Below are 21,943 nucleotides of genomic sequence, written 5' to 3'. Positions count from 1 at the left end.
GTCAAATCTGGATGATCTGGCAGAGGGCGTGGCGTGGCAGCCGGCCGGCGTTCACGCGTCGGATGGGCTCAGTTCACGCGAGGCGAACGCAGGGACGTTCGGCTATGCTGGAGACGTGCAGCGTGTCGTCGACCTCCCTGATCGGGGCAGACTGATCGTCGCCACCGACTTCCAGGGCAATGTCGCGGATTTCGAGCGAATCGCCGAGATCTTCGAGCACGCGGCGACCGGCCGTGACGGCGCGGTCCTCGTGATCACGGGCGACCTGGTCCACGGGCCCGAGCTCGACGAGGGTGAATGGCCCGACTATCTGGGCTCGTTCTACCGGGGCGATTCCGTGACCTTGCTGAAAAAGGCGAGGAGTCTCGCGGAACGCCACCCCGGCCGGGTTCACTACCTGCTCGGAAACCACGAGCACGCGCACGTGGGAGGTCCGGTGGTGGCGAAATTCTTCCCGGACGAGGCGCTGCGGCTCGAAGATCTCCTCGGCCCGGAGGACACGCTGGCGATGCGAAGCTGGTTCCGCGGATGGCCGTTCGTGGCGGCCGCGCGCGCGGCCCGGCTGGTCATGCTCCACGCGGCGCCGCACGCCCGCATCCAGAGCCGGCAAGATCTCGATCGGCTCCCGCTCGACGGGTTCCTCGACGTACCGCTCTCGGAGATGAGCCTGCACGGGACGCTCGGCGCGCTGCTCTGGGCGCGGAGCACATCGAGCGACCGTGCCTATGCCTTCCTCCGCGCGATCGACCCGGACGCTCGCGTGGCGATCTACGGGCACGACGTCGCGCGCGAGGGGTATGCCACCGAGCGCGAGCCGCTGCTCTGCCTGTCGACGAGCTTCGGTTGCTACGACGGCGACAAGCTCTACCTGGAGTGGGATCTCGCCGAGCCCGCGGAGAGCGCGGCCGACGTCGCCTGGCGTGGGCTCCGGTCGCTGTACCCCGACGCGCCGCGCGTCCACAGCGAACCGTGATCGTCCCGACGAGAACGTCGCCAGGGCGCTAGCGACCTAGCTCCTCGACGAGGGCCGAGACGCCCTGGTCGATCTCGGCGTCGGTGAGGTAAGGCGCGGGGCCGATGCGGAGCACGTCGCGCCGGGCGTCGACGAGCACGCGCCGGGCGCGGAGCCGCTCCACGACGTCGCCCGCTCGCGCCGAGCGCACGCCGACGAAGCCGCCCCGGCGCTCGGGCTCGCGGGGCGAGACGACGTCGCCGCCGCGGCCCGCGGCGTCGAGGAGGTCGAGGATGCGCCCGGTCTGCCGGAGCGATATCGCGCGCAGCCGCGGGACGGTGAGGCCGAAGCGATCCCAGTGCTCGATCACCGCGGCGGCGCGGTAGAGCGCGGAGGGGTCGAACGTGGAGCCCGCGAATCGCGCGCCCCCGGGCGCGTACGCGACGCCGCCGCTGCTGCCCGCGAGCGAGCCGAAGTCGGCGAACCAACCGGTGAAGACCGGGCGCAGCCCGCAGCCGTGCGGGACGCGCATCCAGCAGATCCCCTCGCCCATCGCCGCGTACTTGTAGCCCCCCGCGACCGAGAACACGTGAGGCGCCGCGCTGCCCCACGCGAGCGGGACGACGTTGAACGCGTGGTAGGCGTCCACGAGCGGGACGGCGCCGATCTCGGCGGCGCGCGCGACGATCTCGTCGAGCCGCGGCACCACCGTCGCGCTCTCGAAGAGCACGGCCGAGATCGCGAGCATCGAGGTGCCCGGCCGGAGCGCGGCGAGCAGCCGGTCGGCGAGCGCGTGGCGCGGCTCGACGCTCACCCAGTCGATCTCGACGCCCTCCTCGGCGAGGCGGGCGAGCTGGCGCCTGAGCGAGTGGAACTCGCCCTGCGTGGTGACGATCCGGAGCCGCTCGCGCCGAGGGAGCGACGTGATCAGCCGGTAGACGAGCTCGTGGGTGTTCTGGCCGAAGGCGATGGCGTCGCCGCGCTCGAAGCCCATCCGCTCCAGGATCGCCGCGCCGACCGCCGCGAGCTTGGGCAACACCGCGGCGTCCCACTTGCCGTCGACGAGCTGCGCGGCGTCGTCGAAGCATGCGCAGAGCGCCTCGCGCGCCACATCCGGCCAGGCCTGGTGGGAGTGCCCCGTGAGCAGGATGCGCGGCGCCACGTCCCCCGCCGGCGCGAGGAACCGTGAGTACGCCGCGCGAAACGCGTCGAGGTCGAGAGAGAAGCCCAGTTCCACGTCTCCTTGCATTCCAGCTCTTCGGTCGCGGCGTCGCGCGGCGAACACGCAGGGCGACGAGGCCCCGCACGCGCTGCCGCTTAACTCACTTCGATGCCCACTTCCACCCAGTCGGTCCGTGGGGTGCGGTGCGTTGCGCAGGATGCGTGGATTGCGTCCTCAACGCGCGTGGATCGGTCTGGGCCCCTCTGCCATCTACCCCACGCGCGCGCCGACAGCCCAGGCGGCCGGACGCGAGAGGACCCGCTTCTGCACGAAATCGAGCATCAACGGGGCTGGCTCCTCGCCCCGCCATGTCGTGCTCGCCGGGGCGAGGCGGCGGAGCGCGCGGCGGGGGCGCGCCTCCGGCCGGTCCGATCATCGTAGGGGGAGGTAGCTCTCTCGGAGCCATGTGGAGCGGCACGCGCTCCGGGTCGGGATGGGAGGTTCCATGACGGGCGAGGATTGCTGCGGCGCGGGAGGGGGGCCGGCGCGTCGGCGCGCTAGACTGCGCAACTTGCCGATGCGACCGCGCGCGGAATACCTCGAAGGGCTCGTCGACCTCACGTCCCACGACGACCCGAACGTCCGGCGCGCGCTCTTCCGGCAGACGATCGCCTCGCTGGCGCTGGTCGATGCGCTCGATGGATCGACCCCGCTCGACTCCCTCAGCCCGGATGGCCTGCTCCGGAGCGTCCAGACCGCCATGGCCGACGGGCTGCTCGACGATCTGAGCTGGCTCGCGCCGGCCGCGGCGAGCGTGGCGCTCTACGAGATCGCCGGGGCGCTCCCGCTCGGGCCGGAGCGGCGCGAGCTGGGCAGGCGCGTCCTGGGACAGCTCTATGCCGGCAACGCAGCGACGTTCGTCGCCCTCGCGACGCGCATGGCGGCCGGCTCGGCCCGCGGCCTGTCCGGGGCGGGGATCCGCGCCCGCGTGATGCTCTCGCTCTGGCTCCCCGCCGGCACCGACATCCCGGTCGAACCGCTCGCGCTCCTGCTCGCCTCGCGGCGCGAGCTGTCGCGCGACTGGATCGCCGCGCCGTCGACCGGCTCGCTCCCGGAGCGACGGCTCGCCGCGCGCCTGATCGAGCGCGCCGCCCGCGAGGCGACCCGCCGGGCCATGCAGGGCGACGACCTCCCGCTCCGGCTGTTCCGCAACGTCGGCGACGGGCGGCGGCGCGACCTCGACCGCAGCGCCGACGGGATCGCGCTCGCCTGGCAGACGCTCCTCGCCGATCGCGAGCCGCTCGTGTGGCGCCACGTCGCCGCGGCGCGAGGGATGCTCGCCGGGGTGCTGCCCGACTTCGCCGAGGAGGTGCGCGCGCTGCTCGCCCAGGATCTCTCCCCCACCGAGTGGCGGCGCGGCGCGGCGTCGCTGGCCGCGAGCATCGCCGTGGATCCGGACGGCGCGCTCGGACGCGCGATCGAGCTCCTCCGGAGCCCGCTGCTCGCCGCGGACCCGGGGATCGCCACGGCGATGGCCTGGGGGCTCCCCGTCGCGGCCGACGCGGAGCCTGAGGCCGCCGACGCGTTGCTCGACGAGATCGCGCGCACGTCCCCGATGGCGACCGCCGAGGCGATCGTCGAGCTCCGGCGCGAGCTGCGCGGCGTGATGAGCCGCGGCGAGCCGTTCGGCGCCCGCGCCGCGGCGCGCTGCGCCCGCGCGCTCGAGGACGCGCTCGAGGCCCCGCCCAGCGCGCACGTCCGCGACGACGGGCTCGCGGCGCTGGCGTGCGTCATCCACCGCGACCTCTCGATGGACAGCGCCGGGGTGGCGCTGCTGCGCGGCGCGCTCGACAGCGCCGTCGCGGCGTTCGTCGAGACCGGCCCGCGCGACGCGCACGGCCGCGCGCTCGAGGCCTACGCCCTCGCGACCGAGGTGGTGGGCGCGCTCGAGGAGATCGAGCTCTGCGAGCACGACGACGCGCAGAGCACCGCGGCGCGCAGGGCCGCGGTGGGGCTCGTGCGCGAGCTGGACGCCGAGCTGCTCGGCTCCGGCCTGCTGAAGAGCCTCCTCCTCCTGAACCGGCGGCCGAGCGAGGACGCGACCGGGGTCGCGTCCCTGGACGATCTCGACGAGCGGCTCGCCCGCTGGCTGCTCCGCGCCGAGGGGCCCGCCGCCCGGGCGAACGCCTCGCCGCCCCTGCACGTCACCGTGCACCAGCGCAACCTGCGCGCGCTCATCCACCTGATCGACGGCGAGAGCACCGACTTCGGCAGCGAGCCAGAGCTCAAGGCGCGGGTGCTCGCCCGCTGGACGGGCGCCATCGGCGTGCTGCTCGACCGGCTGCGCGCCGAACGCGGCTCGTCGCTCCGCCGCGCCATCGCCGCCTCGGTCGCTCGCGGCCTCGACGCGCTCGTGCGCGAAGGCGCCGCCGACGCGGCCGACATCTTCTTGCACGCGGCGATGCGCGGCGGCGACCCCGACGACCTCGACGTGCTCGGTCAGGCGAGCATGCACCCGGATGTCGCCCAGCTGCTGCGCGCCTACGCGCGCTTCGCGCGCGGCGGGCGCGAGGGCGGCGCGCGCGCGCCGGAGGGCGACGCCGCGGCCTCGCGCCGGTCGACCCGGCAAGGCGGCCTCGACGCGGAGCTCGCCGAGGCCGAGCGCGCGCGCGTGGCGCTCGAGCGCATCGCCGCCATCGAGGCGCTCGTCACGGCGCTCCCTGCGGGCGCGTCGCAACGCACGGAGATCGTGCGGGGCGCGCTCGCCCGCCTCGCGCGCGCGCTCGGAGCGCTGAACGCGGCCCGCGCGCTCAGCGCGCTGACCGGCGCGGGTGACGGCGACGTGGACGCCTCGCCGCTCGCCGCCCTGGAGGAGGCCCTGACGCGCCTCGCCCAGCTGACCGCGGGCGCGCGCCGGCGCTGCGGGGAGCACCCGGCCTCCGCGCCCTCCGGCGCGACCGAGCCGCTGCGCCTCGCCATCGAGGTCGCGCTGCAGGAGGAAGGCGACGCGGAGCCGAGCGTCGCCGCGCCGATCGAGGCGCTCGTCTCGGCCGCGCGCGCGAGCATCCCGAGCGCGCTCGCCGATGTGGTCGCCCTCGTCGTGCCGCGCGTCCTGCTGCTCCCGGTCCGGCGGCAGAGCGCGCCAAGCGGGGTCGCCCTGCCCGAGCAGCCGCTGCCCGCGTGGCTGCCGAGCCGGCGCACGCTCGGCGGCTTCTACGTGCACCGCCAGCTCGGCGGCGGCTCGCTGGGGACGGTGTTCGTCGTGACCCGCACCGAGGAACGACACGATCCGTCGGCGGAGCGCTTCGCCCTCAAGGTGCCGGAGTACGATCACACGGCGGCCAGGAGCGTCTCGGAAGCCGACTTCCTCCGCCTGTTCCGGGAGGAGGCGGGCGCGCTGCTCTCGCTGCCCGATCACCCGAACCTCGCCGGCTTCGTCACGTTCGACGCGGGCGCCCGCCCCAAGCCGATCCTCGTGATGGAGCTCATCGAGGGCATCCGCTGCGACAAGCTGCTCGACGCTCGAGGCCTCACCTCGCGGAGCGCGGTGGCGCTGCTCGACGGCATCCTCGCCGGGCTGGAAGCCATGCACGCCGTCGGCGTCGGACACCTCGACATCAAGCCGACGAACGTGATCCTGCGAGGGGGACGCGAACCCGTGCTCGTCGATTTCGGCCTCGCCGGCCGCCACATCCGCCCCGGCTGCGCCACCGGATGCTACGGCGCCCCGGAGATCTGGGGCGTCGTCCCCGCCGGGGTCACGCCCACCCCGCTCACGGCCGACGTCTACAGCTTCGGCTGCCTCGCCTACGAGATCCTCACCGGCAAGACGCTGTTCGACGCGCCCACCGAGGTCGCGCTCATCACGGCGCACGTCACGCACGACGGGCTCCCTGCGCCGATCAAGCGCATCGCCGACGATCCGAGGACCGCAGACATCGCGGCGTTCATGTATGCCTGTTTACGACACAACCCGAACGATCGCGCGAACGCCTCCTCCCTGAGGGAAATGCTGCTGCGGATCACCGGCCAGCTCGCTGACCTGAGATGGCCGCTCGACGACGAGCGGGCTGCCAGGCCCAGCACCTGTGGACCTCGGAAAGTCCATACAGGAAGTTCCTGATGCGTTTTTCCTCTGAATCCTGTCGGCTCAAAGAAGGATTTAAGCAGTAGGTTGTTTCTCGGCGGCGCGTTCGGGGGGGCCGCGTATCAGGCCGCCATGGCCCCCGGGTCAGCGCTGCTCGATCCCCATCGACGTCCCGGCGCACCCCGGCGGCCAACCTTTCTCGATCGCGGCTGGGCGCTGGAGTCGCGCCCCGCGATGCTCTAAGGGCGGCGTCGTTGATCTCTGCGCTGAAACCGCCTCGCGACGAAGCCGAGCTCCGGTGCCGGGCGGCCGCGCTCGCCGGCCTGACGCTCGCCGATCTCGCACGCGCGCTCGGTTGCGCCGTGCCCCGAGGCGGCGTGCGCACGAAGGGCGCCGCCGGCGCGCTCGTCGAGCGCGCGCTCGGCGCGACGGCCGGCTCGACATCGAGGCCCGATTTTCCCCACCTCGGGATCGAGCTCAAGACGATCCCCGTCGAGGTCACCGGGGCGCCGCAGGAGTCGACGTTCGTCTGCTCGATCTCGCTGTCGGACGCAGATCGTGCGGAGTGGGAGACGTCGCGCGCTCGCGCGAAGCTCGCCTGTGTGCTCTGGGTCCCGATCATCGCCGCTCCGGGCCGGCCGAGCGAGGAGCGACGGCTGGGCGCCCCGCGGCTCTGGCAGCCGACGGACGCGCAGGAGCGCGTCCTGCGCGCCGATTTCGAGGACCTGATGGGGCTCATCGGCATCGGCGCCGTCGAGGCGCTCACCGCGCACGCGGGGCGCTGGCTCCAGGTGCGGCCGAAGGCCGCGAGCGGGCGCTCGCGGACGCTCGCGTTCGGACGCGACGGGGAGATGATCGCCGCGCTGCCGCGCGGCTTCTACCTGCGCCCCAGCTTCACCGGCGCGATCCTCAGCGATCCGGCCGCGATCCCGGCGTGACCGGAGAGCCCCCGCCGCACACGGGCGGCCCCGGCGCGCGTCACTTGCAGGGGACGACCTTCTTGGAGCCGTCCGGCATCGTGGCGGTGCATGTCTCCAGCGAGAGATCATCGTTCACCGTCGGGGTGACGGTGCGCGGTGGCGCCGGCGCATCCACGGCAGCTCCCCCAGCTTCCGTTGGGCGCGTGCGCCCTCGCCCGCCCGCGCCGGCGCGCGGCGGCTTGCCAGCGCTGGCGCTCGGCGACGCCGTCCCCGCTGCGGACGGCCCGCTCCCCGCATCCGCCGCTGTCTCGGTGGAGCTGACGCCCGCATCCGATGCGCCTGCGTCCACCTCGCTCGCGCTCGCCGCGCTCGCGCCCGCGTCAGCGATCGCTGCGGTGGCCGCAGGGACAGCCACCGTCGGGATCGCGGCGGCCGTGTCTGGCGCCTGAGGCGCCGTCGCCGTCGGCGCGCCGGGAGCCGCGGTGTCGCCTGACGAAGGCGCGTCCGCCGGAGCGGTCGCCTCGCTCCCTCCCACGGCGAAGCGGCTGCGCTGGAACTGGAGCGCGCCCCACGCGCCCACGAGGACGGCGACGGCCCCGACCCCCACGTAGAGCAGCGTGCGCCCGCGGCGCGGGGCCTCTTCCTCCACCGGAGGCGTAGAGCTGCCCGTGCGCGCGCCCCTGTCGCTCACCGACGGCCCGCCGCTGCTCGTGCGCGAGGCGCGCGAGGTCCGCGTCATGGCCACCCGCGAGGCTGGCGGAGGCAGATCGAGCTCCACGGCGTGCTGGCGAAGGATCCCGCCGATGGTCGTGCGCGTGCCCGGAGCGGCGTACGGCGCGAGCGCCTGAACGAACTCCGCGATCGACTGGAAGCGATCCTCCGGCTCGCGCGCGATCGACTTCTCGATCACCTCGACGAGGCCCTCCGGCACCTCGGGGCGGAGGTCCTGGAGCGCCTCGGGCGGCGACGTGTAGATCTTCGCGCACAGCTCGGGGAAGCTGTCGGCCACGTACGGCGGCCTGCCGCCGATGATCTCGAAGAGGCACACGCCGAGCGCGTAAATGTCGGTGCGAGGATCGACGCTCTTCGAGGAGCGCATCTGCTCGGGGGACATGTAGAGCGCGGACCCGAGGATCGTGGTCGTCTGCGTGAGCGAGACGTTGCCCGTGTCGCCGGTGAGGATCTTCGAGACGCCGAAGTCGAGCACCTTGATGAGCGGGGCGCCGTCCGGGCGCTTCGTCAGGAACAGGTTCGCCGGCTTCAGATCGCGGTGGACGATCCCGAGCGCGTGCGCCTCCGCGAGCGCCTCGCACGCCTGGACGATGTGATCGATGCACTCGCCGATCGCGAGCGTGCCCGCCTCGGCGGCGTGGCCCGCGAGGTCCACGCCGTCGAGCAGCTCCATCACCATGTACGGCTCGCCGCTGTCGAGCGCGGCAACGTCGAGCACGCGCACGACGTGGTGCGTCTGCAGCTTGGCGACCGTACGCGCCTCGCGCATGAACCGCTCCGACGCCTCGGTGTACGACATGAACTCCGGGAGCAGGAACTTGATGGCGACACGCGTATCGAGATCGAGGTGCAGCGCCTCGACGACGAGGCCCATGCCCCCACGGCCGATCGTGCGCTCGACGCGGTACTTGCGCGCAATGACGGTGCCAGGCGCAATCGTGTAGACGTTGTCAGCCTTCGGTTCCCCCGGGCCGAGCGGAAACGCAGCCGTCTCCGGGCCGACCGAGACTTCTCCTTCGGTCGAGTCCGGCTCACCAGAGGAGGACGCCATCGAGCTAAGGTATACACGTCGCGCTTCTCCGAAGCGATTCCCCTCACGCCGCAGGAATGCAAAGAGCTGCGAAAAACCGCCTCCCAGGTGGGACGCCGGCGCGGAACAGGCGGAATCAAGCGCAGCCCAGGGCCAGCCTGCGCGCCTCACGCACCGCCGCACCGCGGACGACGCGCCCCTCCGGTCCGATTGTGAGCGCCGATGACCGCCAGGCCGTTCCTTCAGGTTCGGCTCAGCGGTCGGCCCGCGCTCATGGCCTCTCGATGCCGGTTGACAGCGAGCTCAACGGGTGCGCGCCGGCGGAGTCCGGGATCGGCGCATGTTCGCCGTCGAGGAGGTCCGGTGCGGTCCCTCGGTGCCGTGCGCCGGGGTTTGCCGCGTCGCCTTGAGGTTGCCGAGATCGGCCTCGATCTCGACGCCGAGCGCGCGGCAGCGACGGATGAGCCGCTCCAGATCGACCCCCGCCTCGATCAGCAAGCCCGAGGGGGGCGACGGATCGACGAACATCTCGGCCGCCGGCCTCCGCGTGCGGAGCAGCTCGCGGATCTCGGGATCCTCGATCCAGAGGAAGCCGGAGGCGCCGACGAAGCTCGCCTTGCCGATGACGACGCTCGCCTGGATGAGCATGCGCGAGATGGTGTCCGGCAGCGGCGCGACCGCCTCGATGCGAGAGCGCAGGGCGTCGCTGTCGAGGCCCACCGACAGCGCACGCGCGATCGACGGCGGCGTGAGCAGGAGATCGACCTGATCGCCGACGCGGCCGATCTCCGCGAACGACGAGAGCCCGAGCACGGCAGCGACCTTGGCGCTCAGGCCGACGCGCAGCGCGTGCGCCTCGACGAACTTGCTCTTGCTGTTGTCCGAGCTCGGCGCGGAGCCCGCGAGGAGCGCCCGCCCGCGCGGCGTCAGCCGGAGCGCCAGCTCCGCGCTGGCCACGTCCTCGGCCCCGCCGAGATCGATGATCCCGAGCGCCGGCAGCGACTCCAGCGCGATCCGCCGCGTGATGTCGGGGACCTCCGGCGCCTCGACCGAGGCGCGCTCGGCCCAGCGGCGGACCAGCCGCTCGACCCCGGCGATGCGCTCGTCCGCCGCCAGGTAGCCCTGCAGCGACTGCCAGGGGACCCAGCGGCCCTCGCCGAGGTCGTGCAGCGCATCGAGCACCATCTCGCGGAGCGCGCCGATCGGGCTCGCGTCGCGGTTGTCCGACGCGACCCGGAGCACCTCCCGCTCGGCGCGCGCTTCATCCCACGCGCCGCCGCGGCGCCACGTCGTGAACAGGAGCGGCGTCAGCTCCTGCACCTGGAGCGAGCCGGGCGGCGTCGCCGGCGACGCGGCGGATGCGTCCCAGAGCCCGACGGCGCGCGACAGCGCTGCGACGAGCGCGACGCCCTCGACGTCCCGCCCGAAGCGCTGCGCGAGCCGGACGAGCAGCGAGCGCGGCGTCCCGACGCCGGAGCGCACGTCGCTGCCGGGCTCGCGCACGCAGTACGCGAGCGCCAGCGCGAGCATCCCGGGATCCGAGGCGAAGCGAGCGCGCCGCGGGGCGTGATCCTCCTCCAGGACGAACGACCGGATCTGCTCGCGCCGCTTCTCGCGCATCCGGCGGCGATCCGCGCCGACGATGGCGGCCACCTCGGTCGGCACGACGTGCCGGTTCGGATGGATCGGGATGAGGAAGGCGCGGCGCTCGAGCGCGAAGCCCGCGCCGCGGCGGCTCGCCGTCACCCCGCTCGCGCTGCGCAGGCGCATCGGCTCCCGCTCCAGATCGAGAAGCTCCTGCGTGTCCACCTCGCCGCCGACGGCCTCGATGGACTCGAGCAGGCGGCGCTCGACGGGCGCGAGGCGATCGATCTCCTCGCGGAGCCGCTCCGGATCGCTCAGCGTCTCCCACGCGTTCTCGAGGGACAGCGCGATGGGCGGCGTGGCCGGGCGGCCGAGGTAGTGCGTCGCGATCGCGCTCATCGTCTCGAAGGGCGCCTGCGCGAGCAGCGCCCGGATCGCCCGAGGATCCTCGCTCTCCCAGCTCTTCAGCTGGACCAGGAACGCCGCCGGGAGCACGAGCTCGATGCCCTCGCCGGTCTTGCGCGCGTAGACGACGCCACGGGCGATGAGCGGCTCGAGGCCGGCCGGGAGCGAGGGGACGACGAGCACGCCGCCCGCCTCGGCGATGCGATGGAGCAGCTCGCGGCTGGCGGTCGGGAGCCGCGACGGGTCGCGCACGTCGGGGAGGCCGACCAGCGCCCGCGCCGCCTGGGAAGGCGCGTCGATGCGCTTCGCAGCATCGATACGGATCCCCATGCGTGTGATGAGGCCCTTGAGCTCCGACTCTGGGAGCGCGCGGAGGATGGCGTCGAGCCGCCTCGGCGACTCGTCGAGCTCAGCATCATCACTGCTCGCCATGCCTCCCGATTCGCGTGTCACCCGACCTTGCTCCTCATCTGCAGGATGCTCCCGCCCCGACTGTCGTCCGTTGGTCGTGGTCATGCGCTCGACTTGATCTCCCGGATATCCGATGACCCGCGTTAACCAACGGAATAGTCAGCCTCCTACCGTACACCAGGATGCTCGTCCAGCTTCAAGAAATCGAGCACTTTCCTCCCCCGAACACAATTTTCTCCGATCACAATTTCGCTCGCTGGCATCGCGGCGCCTCCTTTTCGTCTGTTCGCGTCTGTTCGCGTCTGTTCGCGTCTGTTCGCGTCTGTTCGCGTCTGTTCGCGTCTGTTCTTCGTCTGCCCTTCGTCTGTTCGCGCCTGTTCTTCGTCTGTTCACCCCGATGTGGTTCACGTCGTCGTCGCGCGTTCCTCGCGCGTTCTTCGCGCGTTCCTCGCGCGTTCCTCGCATGGTCACGCGCTGTTCGCCCGATTCGCCTCAGGCATCTCAGCCGCGCATCTCGCGCGCTCGTCTCGTGTACCGCGACCGCACGAAGCCGCACGCAACCGCACGCAATCACACGCGCTCGTACGCAATCGCATGCGGCCGCGGGACAGCGTTCGCGGTGCCGTGGTGCGCCACGCGCGCCTTCGCCTCACGCAACGCTCGACACGATTGGCCCCTCGCTCGACGTTGGCGACGTCCGCGACGTCGGCCGCACGACGTCCGCCGCGCGATTCCGCCTCGGCGTGGCTGGCCCCGTCGCGCGGATTCCGTCGCACGCCACGCTCATGGCGCCTCGATGGCGCGCGCCTGCCGTCCTCGTCAGGCGGAGCCGACCGGTTCGCTGGATCGCTCACCAGGAAGGCTCGGCGACGAGCCGCGCTTGCCTTCCCGCGGGCCCACGTGGGAACGTCGCATACCTCCTTGATTTCCCGCCCCTGTTCGACGCGCAGCATGCTGTGCTCCACACCGCACGCCCGAAGCAATGAGCCCTCCCCCCTGCGCGCACGCCCGCAGATCGACGCCATCAGGCGACTCCTGAGTGACTCGGCGCCGTTTGCGCCCATGGCGTCGAGTGGAGACCCATCTTGATTCTGCGCGACCCAGTCCACGGCTTGATCGAGTTCGAGAGCGGCGAAGCGGCCATCGTTCCGCGCTTGCTCGGCGCTCGCGAGGTGCAGCGGCTGCGGCGCATCCGTCAGCTCGGGCTGACGTCGCTCGCCTTCCCGGGCGCCGAGCACACCCGCTTCTCGCACGCGCTCGGGGCCGCCCACGTGATGCGCCTCCTGATCGCGAGGCTCCGTCAAATCGATCGCGACCTTCCGTTCTGGCAGAGAGTGACCAGCGACCGCGCGCGCGACGCGATCGCCGCAGCGTTCCTGCACGATCTCGGCCACGGCCCGCTGTCGCATCTCTTCGAGGAAGCCATGCCGGGTGCGCTCCACCACGAGCGCTGGACCGAGCGCATCCTGCTCGACCCGTCCTCGGACGTGCACCAGGTGCTCGTGCGCCAGGATCCTTACCTCCCGCAGCGGGTCGCCGACCTCATCGGCGGACGGCACGAGCTGCCGTACCTCGCCAAGGCGGTGAGCGGCACCTTTGACGTCGATCGCTGCGACTACCTGCTCCGCGACGCGCACGCGACGGGCGTCAGGTACGGCGAGTACGACCTGCCATGGCTGCTCCGCAGCCTCAGGTTCAGCGACGTCCAGGTGGAGATGCCCGGCGGCGGCGCCGCGTCTGCCCCGCCAGCGCCCGCGCTCGCCATCGACGGGACGAAGGGGATGAGCGCGATAGAGTCGTTCCTGCTCGCCCGCTTCTTCATGTTTCAGCAGGTCTATTTCCACAAGACGACGCGCAGCGCGGAGTGGATGATCGGCGCCATCCTCCGGCGCGTCGTCACCCGCCTCGCCGCCGGGGACCGGATCCCCGAGGTCCCCGCGGCCGTCGCCGCGATGGCCGTCGGTGAGATGCCCACCCTGGAGCAGTACCTCGAGCTCGACGATCAGGTCCTGCTCGGGGCCATCCATGCGTGGGAAGCGGCGCCCGATCCCGTGCTGTCCGATCTCGCCCGCCGCCTGCGCGTGCGCTCGCTCTTCAAGTCGGTCGAGCTGTTCCCGGAGCCCGGCGAGTCGCCGGCCGAGCGTGACGCCCGGCGCGCGGCAGCGCTTGAGACCGTGCGCGAGATCGCGCAGAGCGCCGGGCTCGACCCGGAGGTGTACGTCGGCGTCGACGTGGCCGAGGACACGCCCTACGCCGACGACGGGTCGCTCATGGTCGTCTACTCCAAAGGGCGTCCGCGGCGCCCCGCCGAGGTGTCCTTCTTGCTGGATCGGCTGCGCAACGAGACGATGACACGCACCCGGCTCCTCTTCGCGCCCGAGCTGCGGGATACGGTGCGGGAGGCGCTGATACGGTGATGACCACCAGGAACAAGGCAGCCCGTGGATCGTCCGAGCCCACGCGCCGCGCCATCACCAGAGCGCTCGCCAGCGTCGCAGCGCTCGCGGTGCTCGCGGTGGCGTCCACGGCACATGCGGAAGGCGACGGCGCGTACGGCCGGCTGGACGGAGACCTCGATCTGCGCGCGGGCGCGGGCGCCTCGTTCGCGGACGGCGGTCCGGCGCTCTGCGCGCGCGGCGCCGCGGTGTACCTCTCGACCGCCGGCGTGTACGCGCACTACACCGACGCGCTCGGCGCAGAGGGAGCGCCCGTCGCGCGCTCGATCGCGAGCGGCGTCTTCATCCAGCCGCTCTTCCTCGCCCGCTATGCGAGCGATCTCGAGCGCAGCGCGCCCTGGCTCGACCTCTTCATCGATTCCGTGGCGCTCGGCGTGGGCTCGTTCTGGGAAGCGCCGCCCGGAGCCGGACTCGCCGCGGAGCCCGGGCTGGAGCTCTCGCTGTCGCTCGACGTGCCGCTCCTGGGAGACGCCACGGGCCCGTTCCTCGGCCTGCGGGGTGCGCTCCGCTTTCGCGGGCCGGAGCTCTCGGGCGACGATGGCCCGCGCGATGCGCAGCGGGCGCTCCTCTCGGTCACGCTCGGCTGGCATCACGTCCTCCGCGCGCACCTCGTCGACGCAGGCGACCGCGCCCCCGCCCAGGGGGCGGCGCAGCGCGGCGTGGTCGGCGCGAGGACCCGTTGAGCGCCGCGCTCGGCGAGCTGCGCGCGGCGCTGGTGGCCGCGTTCCACGCCGGGCTGACAGAGCTCGACCCAGCTGGGCTCGTCGAGCGCGCGCTCGACGCCGAGGCCGAAGCGCACCGCGGCCGCGTGTTCGTCATCGCGGCGGGGAAGGCGGCGCCCGGGATGGCCCAGGGGGCGCTCCGCCGCTGGGGTGACAGGATCGCCGGAGGGCTCGTCATCACCGTCGCGGCCCCGGCGCTCGCCGCGCGCGATGAGACGACATCGCTGGCCGACCCCGAGGAGACCGCGCTGCGCCCGCTGCGCGTGATGCGCGCGGCGCACCCCATCCCCGACGCGCACAGCGTGGACGCGGCCGAAGCGGCCCTCGCCATCGCGGCCGCGCTCGGGCCCGAGGATCTGTTGATCGCCCTCCTCTCCGGCGGCGCCTCGGCGCTGCTCGCCGCGCCGCCTCCGGGTGTGTCCCTCGCGGACAAGCAGGCCGTCGTCGCCGAGCTCCTGGAAGCAGGCGCGCCGATCCAGGACGTCAACCTCGTTCGCCGCCACCTGTCGCGGATCAAGGGTGGGCGGCTCGCGGCGGCGGCGGCCCCGGCGCGCGTGCTGACGCTGCTCATGAGCGACGTCGTGGGTGGACTCCCGCACGACGTCGGCTCGGGCCCCACCGTCCCGGACCCGACGCGCGTGGAGGAGGCGCTCGCCGCGCTCGATCGCTGGGCCCCTCGGTTCGCGCGGCTCACGCCCGCGTTCAGCGAGTCGCTGAAGCCAGCGGACGCGCGGCGCCTGGAAGCGCGCGTGCTCGCCGATCCGGACAAGCTCGCGGAGCGCGTGGCGGCGGCCCTCGCCGGCAGGGCAGGGCTCCGCGCCACCGCCGCCCCCGCCGAGGACGGCGACGCACGCGCGATCGTGGAGCGTCGCCTCGCGCTCGCGCGCACCCTCGCTCCCGGTGAAGCGGCCGTGATCCCGTGCGAACCGACGCTGGCGCTGTCGGCCCACCGCGGCGCCGGCGGCCGCGCAGGATGGATCGCGCTCGCTGCCCTGCGCGGCTTGCCACCGGACGTCGCGCTCCTCTGCGCGGCCTCCGACGGCGTCGACGGCAGCTCCGGCGCGGCGGGAGCGGCCGTTGCCCGCGCGGCAGCCGCCGCGATGGACGACCGCACGATCGACGCCGCGCTCGCGCGCTTCGACGACGCTGTCGTTCACCGCGCGCTCGGCACGCGTGTCGAGACGGGCCCGACAGGTCACAACCTCACGGACTTGCACATCGTCGCGCGAGACTTCCTCCGAGGCGCGCGTGTACGCTGACGCGGCAGCGCGCGCTGCGGCGCGGCAGCGCGCGTGAGCTCACGCGGCGACGCGGGCTACGAGGCGAGCTCACGCGCGCAGGCGCGATGAGCGGCACGCACGCCGCGGGGGCGGCGCGCCGTCACTGCGGCTCGGTGACCGCGGCCGTGGTGTCGCCCATCGCTTCGCGCACCGCGAGCGCGAGCGCGCAGCTGTTCGCCTGCCGCTGCCGTGCGTCGAGCACGCTCCCCTCGATCGAGGGCGTCCCGCCGATGAGATTGCCGCTCGCTTCGCGGCGCACCCGCAGGATGGGCTTGCCGTCCGACAGCCGCCATACCCCGACCCGCGCCATGTGCGGCACCCCGAGCAACGCCTCGGTGCTCGCCGCTCCCTCGGCCGGCTCGTCGAGGACGAGGAGGTAATACTGCGCCCGCGTGAGGAGCTCCGCCGCGAGCGGAACATCGTCGCGCATGGTGTCCTCGAAGCTGGACTCCAGCAGCCGCAAGCGGAGCTCGCTCGAGGCATCCTGTGCGTCACGCACCCACTCGTCCGAGAGGACGTGCATCGTCCGGTAAGCGACGCGCAGGTTGAAGGGCTGCGCGGGCCTGGAGCAGCGCTCCGCCTCGTTGCAGTACTCGCCCGCGGGGCAGTCCCGCGTGCGCTTGCACTCCGCGCCGGCCAGCGGGTTCGGGTTCGGCACACGCAAGAGACACGCAGTGAACGCGTCGCGGAGCGACTGCTGCGCGTTCTTCCGGACGGCGTCGGCGCCCGTCGCCTCGTCTACCCGGAGGCGCAGGTAAATACCCGCAAGCTCACGGAAATTCCACGTCTTGAGCGCCTCCCGATCCACGAGATCGGCGCCGGCGCTCCGCGCCAGATCGAGGGTCCAGCCCTCCACGCGCTCGCGCATGGGGAACCAGCGCGGGCCGAGCTCGACGGCGACCGCACGCTGGCGCGCCATCAGCTTCTGGCGCGCGCTCTCCATCTGCCCCTGCGACCACTTCCAGTGGAGGATCGCCGAGACCGCCAGGACGAGGGCCGTGTAACCCCAGAACTTCGCCGGGGGCCAGCGCATCTTGGAGCGCGCCTCGCGCGCCTTGTAGACCGACGGCAGGCCGCGCTCGCGGGGCGGCTGTTCAGAGGACATAGCAGAGGCTCCACGCAGGAGGCCCCAGCCCGATCACCCGAGCAAGGCAGCCTCCTCCACGCGAGCCGCGTGGAGGCGAAGGCCGCGCCGAGCGCGCCGCTGGAGCCACCACGTTCCATGGTGACCGAGGCCGCCGGGAGTCGCCCGGCGTGCCCCATCCTTCTGTGCTCGATAGGTCAAGAAGCGGGGATCACTGCGACTTCGGGAGCTTGCTGACCATGAAGCTGACGTTCGGGTAACCGGCGAACGCCGCGGTCTGGAACACGCTCTTCACGACCAGCGCGGGCACGTTCTGATCGACCTGGAGGATGCACACGCCGGGGAACGGCTTGTTCGGCTGCACCTGCTTCCACAGCTCGCGCTTGTTCTTGAGCAGGTTGAAGAGCTCGTCGATCTTCTGAAGCCGCCCGAGCTCCTCGATCGCGCGGGTCGACCCGGCCAGGGCGCCGTCGACGAGGATCTGGTTGCCGTTCACGGCGACCATCGGCGCGTCGATGACGTCCTCGACGTTCTCCGCCTTCGGGAGCTTGACGTTCTTGTCGACGGCGATCTCGCCTGACGCCGAGAAGGACATCAGGAGGAAGATCACGGTCACGACGAGGAAGTCGATGAAGCTCACGAGGTTGAGCCCCGCGTTCGGGCTGCGAGCGCCGTGTCCGGACACCTTGTTCCACACGAACCGGAGCGGCACGCCCTTCATCAGCCGGCGGCCCGGCTGGTGGATCACGTGGGCGTGGGGGTTCTTGTGGTGCTTCGGATTGAACCTATCCATGTGCGCGCTCCTGCCTCAGCGGACCGAGAACGTCATGTTGAACACGGGGACCTGCTTGTTCCCATCGGGCAGCCGCATCTCGCGCTTGGGCGCGTAGAGCGCGTCGAGCACCGCGACGATCTCCTTGAAGGGCGTCCGGTTGTCGGTGTGGAGGATGGCCTGGTCGAGCTTCTTGTCGCTCGGATCCCGGTGGCCGCCGTGGGTCTTCCACTCCTCCTCGATCCGCTTCGCCAGCTCGGGGTAGCGGACGATCTTCGAGCTCGCGTCGCCGATCTCGACGGGCGACTTGTTCACCTTGACCTCGTTGACCACCGTCGCGCCCTGCTTCCACACGAGCCCGAACTCGCTCTCGCCGATGTGCAGGTTCAGCACCTTCTCCGGCGTCTGCGGGGTGAGCTCCTTGTTCGGGTCCGGAGGGCCAGGGACCTGGGCGTCCGCGTTCATGCGCGAGTTGGTGACCCAGACCGCCGTGATCAACAGGAATGCAATCGTGACCATCAGCAGGTCGATGAACGGGATCATGTTGATATCGCTGTTCGTCGACCGCTTCTTGCCGCCACCGTCGCCGACGTCTACGCCGCCCATATTGCCTTCCCAACGTGAGCCTGAGCTCACCTATCCAAGTTGTTCCGGGGAACGCCCTGCCCGCAGCTCGCGGTGGGCCACCATGCTGGGTCTGACTTCGTCGCTCTTCCGAAGTTCCCGGGGCCCCGGCGGCGGAAGCCGCCGTCCGGGGCTTCGAGGCGCGAGAGCGGGCCCAGGCGGCATCGCGCGCGGAGGGCGCTCGACGACCCGGGCCCGCCGAGGACCATCAGGCAGCCGCCTGACCTACTGCTGCGACATTCACCTTCTGACGGTTCGCGACGACGAGGTTGAGGATCTGCACCGACGCCTCGTTGATGTCGTCCTCGATGTGCTGCGTCTTGCCGTTCAGCACGGCGAAGCCGATGAGGCCGATGATGGCCACGCCGAGGCCGAAGGCGGTGCAGTTCATGGCCTCGGAGATCCCGAGCGCGAGCACGCGGGCCTTCTGGCTGGGGTCGACCGACTCGCCGGCGACGGAGCCGAACGACTTGATGAGGCCCGTCACGGTCCCGAGGAGGCCGGAGAGCATCGCGAGGTTCGCGAGCAGCGCGAGGTACGAGGTGCGCGCCGAGATCTTCGGCAGCTCGCGGAGAGCCGCCTCGTCCATCGCCGCCTGGACCTCCTCGTCGGGACGGTTCACCTTGACAAGGCCGGCCTGGACGATGCGGGCGAGCGGGGCGTTCGCCGCCGAACACATCTTCACGGCCTTGGCAACGTCACCCGCCAGGATGCACTTCTGCATGGTGGCGAGAAAGACGTCCTTGTTGATGGACGAGCCGAACAGGTAGAGGGCGCGTTCGACGATGATGCCGATCGTGAGGATCGACCAGAACAGGATGGGCCACATACCCCACCCACCCTCTTTGAAAGCTTCATACGCTCCGTGCATTGCTTCTGTCCTCCAGTTCGCCTCGCGTCCCCGGGATGAGGTTTCGCGCAACTCGATCGGTTCCCTTTGTCAGACTCGTGTTGCCGAGGGGCGGCAGTCTTTCACTCACACGTAAAGACGGATGAGAGGCCTATTTTGCTTGGCGGCGCTGGCCGTGGACGGCGTGCTGCTGTCGCTCTCTGGCGAGATGCCCACGGGACGCTAGCCGAGCGGCGCTGACCTCTGCAAGAGTCCTGATCGTCTCTTCTGGTGCCGGCGCGCGGCGCCGTCCCAGCTCTCCCACCTGTCGTCCAAGACTGACTTCGCGTCGTCGCCAGGGGCCCTTTCATGGCTCTAGGCGCGGCTCCCCGTTCACCGCAGAGCGTGCCGCCTTGTGGCCGAGCTACGCCGACGCGCCCGGGGGACTCGCGCATCTTCGCGATTGAGACCCGGCGCCGTCAAGAGAGATTTGGCCACACGTGAGCGCTCTGATACGGGCAAAACTTTACAACAATCGCGGGGTTATGTCATGATCGCCCGGGAGCGATGCGGGCCGACCAGCAGCAGATGCCGCGAATTTCAGGGGGCGCAGCGCCCGCATGACCACCGCCGGCCCGACCGCGCGCCGCGGCAGTGCGAGCCGCATCACCCGAGAGCGAGCGCAGCGACTCATCCGCCCGGACGACGCGGCCCGGACGACGCGGCGATGGCAGAGCACGGTAGCCCGCTCGGACGCCGGCAGCCGGAGCGAATCAGGGGTCTCCGGACCTACCTGTCCGGCCTCGGCGCGGACGGCGCCCGTCCGCGTGGCCGGGGCGAGCTCGCCGTGAGATTCGCTGGTTCTTGCGGCGATTTTCGGCGATCCCAGCCTCGCGGCTCGGGGCGCGGCAGCATCGCCGAGCTTGCACACGGGATCGGGCGGCAGTTATAGTCGCCGCGCCTGGAGATTGTCGGGCTTCTGACGACGCTGAGAAAGGGACTTCGAGGATGCGTCATCTGCTGATGTTGGCGGCCGAGGGTGGTGGCGAAGGTGGGATGTGGGAGGCCATCAAGCACAATCCGACCTTCCTGATCGCGAACCTGGTCGTCTCCGCGGTCGTGGTGACCATCATCATCGAACGAACCGCGTTCCAGCTGGGACGCTACCGCGTGAACTCCAAGGAGTTCTTCGCGCAGGTCAAGAAGCTGGTGGCGGCCGGCAACATCGACCGCGCCATCAAGCTCTGCGACGCGAGCGACTACCCGATCCTGCAGCTCGTCAAGGCCGGCCTGACCCACGCGAACAAGGGGGCCGACGAGATCGACGCCGCCCTCAGCGAGAAGCTGTCCGAGCTCAAGCCGGCCGTGGAGAAGCGCATCGGCGCCCTGTGGTCGCTCGCGAACATCGCGACGCTGATCGGCCTCATCGGGACGGTCTCCGGCCTGATCAACACGTTCGCCTCCATCGCCGCCCAGGGCCTCTCGCAGGCCGACAAGCAGCGGATGCTCTCGAACGGCATCGCGGAGGCCATGTACAACACGGCGTTCGGCCTCGCCATCGCGGTCGTGTGCATGATCGCGCACGTGCTACTCCACACCCGCTCCAAGAACATCCAGCACGATCTCGAGTCGACGACCGAGCGCGTCTTCAACCTGCTCACGATCAGCAGCAAGCCTGGCTACTAGCCCATGGCGGACCCGCAAGACGTCCCGCTCAGCTCGGCGCAGCGATCGAAGATCCGGCGCCTATCGCAGCCCAAGGAGCCCGAAGCCGGGGAGGAGGCCGGCGAGCTCAACGTCGTTCCGTACCTCGACATCATCACGAACATCCTCATCTTCGTGCTCGCCAGCGTGTCGGTGACATTCGTGTCGTCGATCGACACGACCCCGCCATCCATCGGCGGCGGCAAGGTGCGCAGCGAGCTCTCGAGCAAGGCGTTGAACCTCTCCGCGTTCATCACCAGCCAGGGGATCTCGCTGAAGACGTCGAGCGGCAACATCGCGACCGGCTGCCAGGACGTGGGCGGCGGGGTCACGGTGCCGAAGGCGAACGACAGCTATGACTACCCCGCGCTCACGGCGTGCGCGAAGCGCCTCAAGAACGCCCGACCCGAGTTCAAAGAGGAGACGCAGGTGACGATCACGGCGAACCCGGGCATCGACTACAAGACGATCATCGACGTGATGGATGCGCTGAGGAGCGACGACGGGGAAGTGCTGTTCCCGGAGGTCCACTTCGGGGTGGCCCGATGAGCGCCGAGCAACGACCTGCCCCGCGGCCGAAGGCGACCGTCGTCCGCTACAAGGCGGCCCTCCGGAAGGCGATCCGAAGGAACCGGCGGGACCCCGAGATCGACTTCTTGAACATCACGGCGATGCTCGACCTGATGACGATCATCCTCGTCTTCTTGCTGAAGAGCGTGGGATCGTCGGCGGCATCCATCCCGCAGTCGAAGGACCTCACCCTGCCGAAGTCGGTGATGCAGGCCGAGCCCTCCCAGGAGGGCGTCGTCGTCATCGTCTCGAAGTCGCAGATCCTGGTCGGCGAGGATCCGACCCCGATCGTCATGCTGCCCAACCGCGAGCAACTCGCGCAGTCGGGCGTCGACGCAAAGTACAAGCGCAGCGGCCCGAACGATCTCTACATCGTGCCGCTGGCGAACGCCCTGTCCCACGCGCGCGAGACGGACAAGGCCATTCGCGCAGCGAAAGGGCTCGATCCGTCGTCGTCGGAGGCGATCATCGTCGCCGACGCAACCACGCCGTACCGCCTCCTGATCGAGGTCCTGTTCACCCTGGGGCAGAGCGAGTTCGGCAAGTACCACCTGATGGTCCTGAGCGGCGGCCGCAAGCCGTAGCCCCCCTCCCCCGCCCTGCGGTGCCGGAAGGCCCC

At 71.4% G+C, this 21,943-nt stretch carries 16 protein-coding genes; 9 read left to right on the top strand and 7 right to left on the bottom strand.

The features are described from left to right. Positions 1–28: 28 nt before the first annotated feature. The gene (locus WMF39_RS16655) at positions 29–973 is read left to right on the top strand and encodes a metallophosphoesterase (RefSeq protein ID WP_437746473.1); all 945 of its coding nucleotides are present in this window, start codon (positions 29–31) and stop codon (positions 971–973) included. Between the two features lie 28 nt (positions 974–1,001). On the opposite strand, the gene WMF39_RS16650 is transcribed toward WMF39_RS16655, so the two are convergent. Then, positions 1,002–2,189, bottom strand: a complete 1,188-nt coding sequence (locus WMF39_RS16650) for an aminotransferase class V-fold PLP-dependent enzyme (RefSeq protein WP_437746472.1) — start codon at positions 2,187–2,189, stop codon at positions 1,002–1,004. A 502-nt stretch (positions 2,190–2,691) separates the two neighbouring features. On the opposite strand from WMF39_RS16650, the gene WMF39_RS16645 reads away from it, so the two are divergent. Further along, positions 2,692–6,237: a protein kinase domain-containing protein gene (locus WMF39_RS16645; protein WP_437747988.1), complete on the top strand. Its 3,546-nt coding sequence runs from the start codon at positions 2,692–2,694 to the stop codon at positions 6,235–6,237. 218 nt (positions 6,238–6,455) lie between these two features. Then, positions 6,456–7,139 carry a DNA mismatch repair endonuclease MutH gene (mutH, locus tag WMF39_RS16640; RefSeq protein ID WP_437746471.1) on the top strand — a complete coding sequence of 228 codons (684 nt, stop codon included), beginning with the start codon at positions 6,456–6,458 and terminating at the stop codon, positions 7,137–7,139. Positions 7,140–7,179: 40 nt separating this feature from the next. Here mutH and WMF39_RS16635 read toward each other — a convergent pair whose 3' ends face one another. Continuing rightward, on the bottom strand, positions 7,180–8,904 hold the full coding sequence (locus tag WMF39_RS16635; protein WP_437746470.1) for a protein kinase domain-containing protein: 1,725 nt from the start codon (positions 8,902–8,904) through the stop codon (positions 7,180–7,182). Between the two features lie 282 nt (positions 8,905–9,186). Next, positions 9,187–11,304: a hypothetical protein gene (locus tag WMF39_RS16630; protein ID WP_437746469.1), complete on the bottom strand. Its 2,118-nt coding sequence runs from the start codon at positions 11,302–11,304 to the stop codon at positions 9,187–9,189. Between the two features lie 1,064 nt (positions 11,305–12,368). On the opposite strand from WMF39_RS16630, the gene WMF39_RS16625 reads away from it, so the two are divergent. Genes WMF39_RS16625 through WMF39_RS16615 form a run of 3 tightly spaced genes read left to right on the top strand, consistent with a single transcriptional unit; the run spans position 12,369 to position 15,720 of the window. Further along, positions 12,369–13,700 (top strand): HD domain-containing protein, encoded by a 1,332-nt coding sequence (locus WMF39_RS16625; protein WP_437746468.1) that lies wholly within the window; start codon positions 12,369–12,371, stop codon positions 13,698–13,700. Further along, positions 13,700–14,422: a hypothetical protein gene (locus WMF39_RS16620; RefSeq protein WP_437746467.1), complete on the top strand. Its 723-nt coding sequence runs from the start codon at positions 13,700–13,702 to the stop codon at positions 14,420–14,422. Before WMF39_RS16625 ends, WMF39_RS16620 begins: the two co-directional genes overlap by 1 nt. Further along, positions 14,419–15,720 carry a DUF4147 domain-containing protein gene (locus WMF39_RS16615; RefSeq protein WP_437746466.1) on the top strand — a complete coding sequence of 434 codons (1,302 nt, stop codon included), beginning with the start codon at positions 14,419–14,421 and terminating at the stop codon, positions 15,718–15,720. The genes WMF39_RS16620 and WMF39_RS16615 overlap by 4 nt, the downstream gene beginning before the upstream one ends. Before the next feature lie 121 nt (positions 15,721–15,841). On the opposite strand, the gene WMF39_RS16610 is transcribed toward WMF39_RS16615, so the two are convergent. The 4 genes from WMF39_RS16610 to WMF39_RS16595 all read right to left on the bottom strand — a co-directional run bounded on the left by WMF39_RS16610 (position 15,842) and on the right by WMF39_RS16595 (position 19,050). After that, entirely contained in the window at positions 15,842–16,846 is a 1,005-nt protein-coding gene (locus WMF39_RS16610; protein ID WP_437746465.1) for a hypothetical protein, read from the bottom strand. A 190-nt stretch (positions 16,847–17,036) separates the two neighbouring features. Then, entirely contained in the window at positions 17,037–17,618 is a 582-nt protein-coding gene (locus WMF39_RS16605) for an ExbD/TolR family protein (RefSeq protein ID WP_020735583.1), read from the bottom strand. A 15-nt stretch (positions 17,619–17,633) separates the two neighbouring features. Beyond that, positions 17,634–18,203, bottom strand: a complete 570-nt coding sequence (locus WMF39_RS16600; protein WP_437300011.1) for an ExbD/TolR family protein — start codon at positions 18,201–18,203, stop codon at positions 17,634–17,636. Positions 18,204–18,429: 226 nt separating this feature from the next. Beyond that, positions 18,430–19,050, bottom strand: a complete 621-nt coding sequence (locus WMF39_RS16595; RefSeq protein ID WP_231864858.1) for a MotA/TolQ/ExbB proton channel family protein — start codon at positions 19,048–19,050, stop codon at positions 18,430–18,432. A 1,008-nt stretch (positions 19,051–20,058) separates the two neighbouring features. On the opposite strand from WMF39_RS16595, the gene WMF39_RS16590 reads away from it, so the two are divergent. Genes WMF39_RS16590 through WMF39_RS16580 form a run of 3 tightly spaced genes read left to right on the top strand, consistent with a single transcriptional unit; the run spans position 20,059 to position 21,908 of the window. Further along, complete coding sequence (locus WMF39_RS16590; protein ID WP_012235624.1) at positions 20,059–20,736, top strand: MotA/TolQ/ExbB proton channel family protein; 678 nt, start codon at positions 20,059–20,061, stop codon at positions 20,734–20,736. 3 nt (positions 20,737–20,739) lie between these two features. Continuing rightward, on the top strand, positions 20,740–21,303 hold the full coding sequence (locus tag WMF39_RS16585) for an ExbD/TolR family protein (protein WP_012235623.1): 564 nt from the start codon (positions 20,740–20,742) through the stop codon (positions 21,301–21,303). Further along, a complete protein-coding gene (locus WMF39_RS16580) occupies positions 21,300–21,908 on the top strand; it encodes an ExbD/TolR family protein (RefSeq protein ID WP_437746464.1) in 609 nt (202 codons plus the stop codon). Before WMF39_RS16585 ends, WMF39_RS16580 begins: the two co-directional genes overlap by 4 nt. Positions 21,909–21,943: the final 35 nt, after the last annotated feature.

This window comes from Sorangium sp. So ce1504 (assembly GCF_051521635.1).
GTDB lineage: Bacteria > Myxococcota_A > Polyangia > Polyangiales > Polyangiaceae > Sorangium > Sorangium cellulosum_B.
The sequence above is the reverse complement of the archived record's forward strand: the minus strand, read 5'-3'. Positions and strand labels throughout refer to the sequence as shown.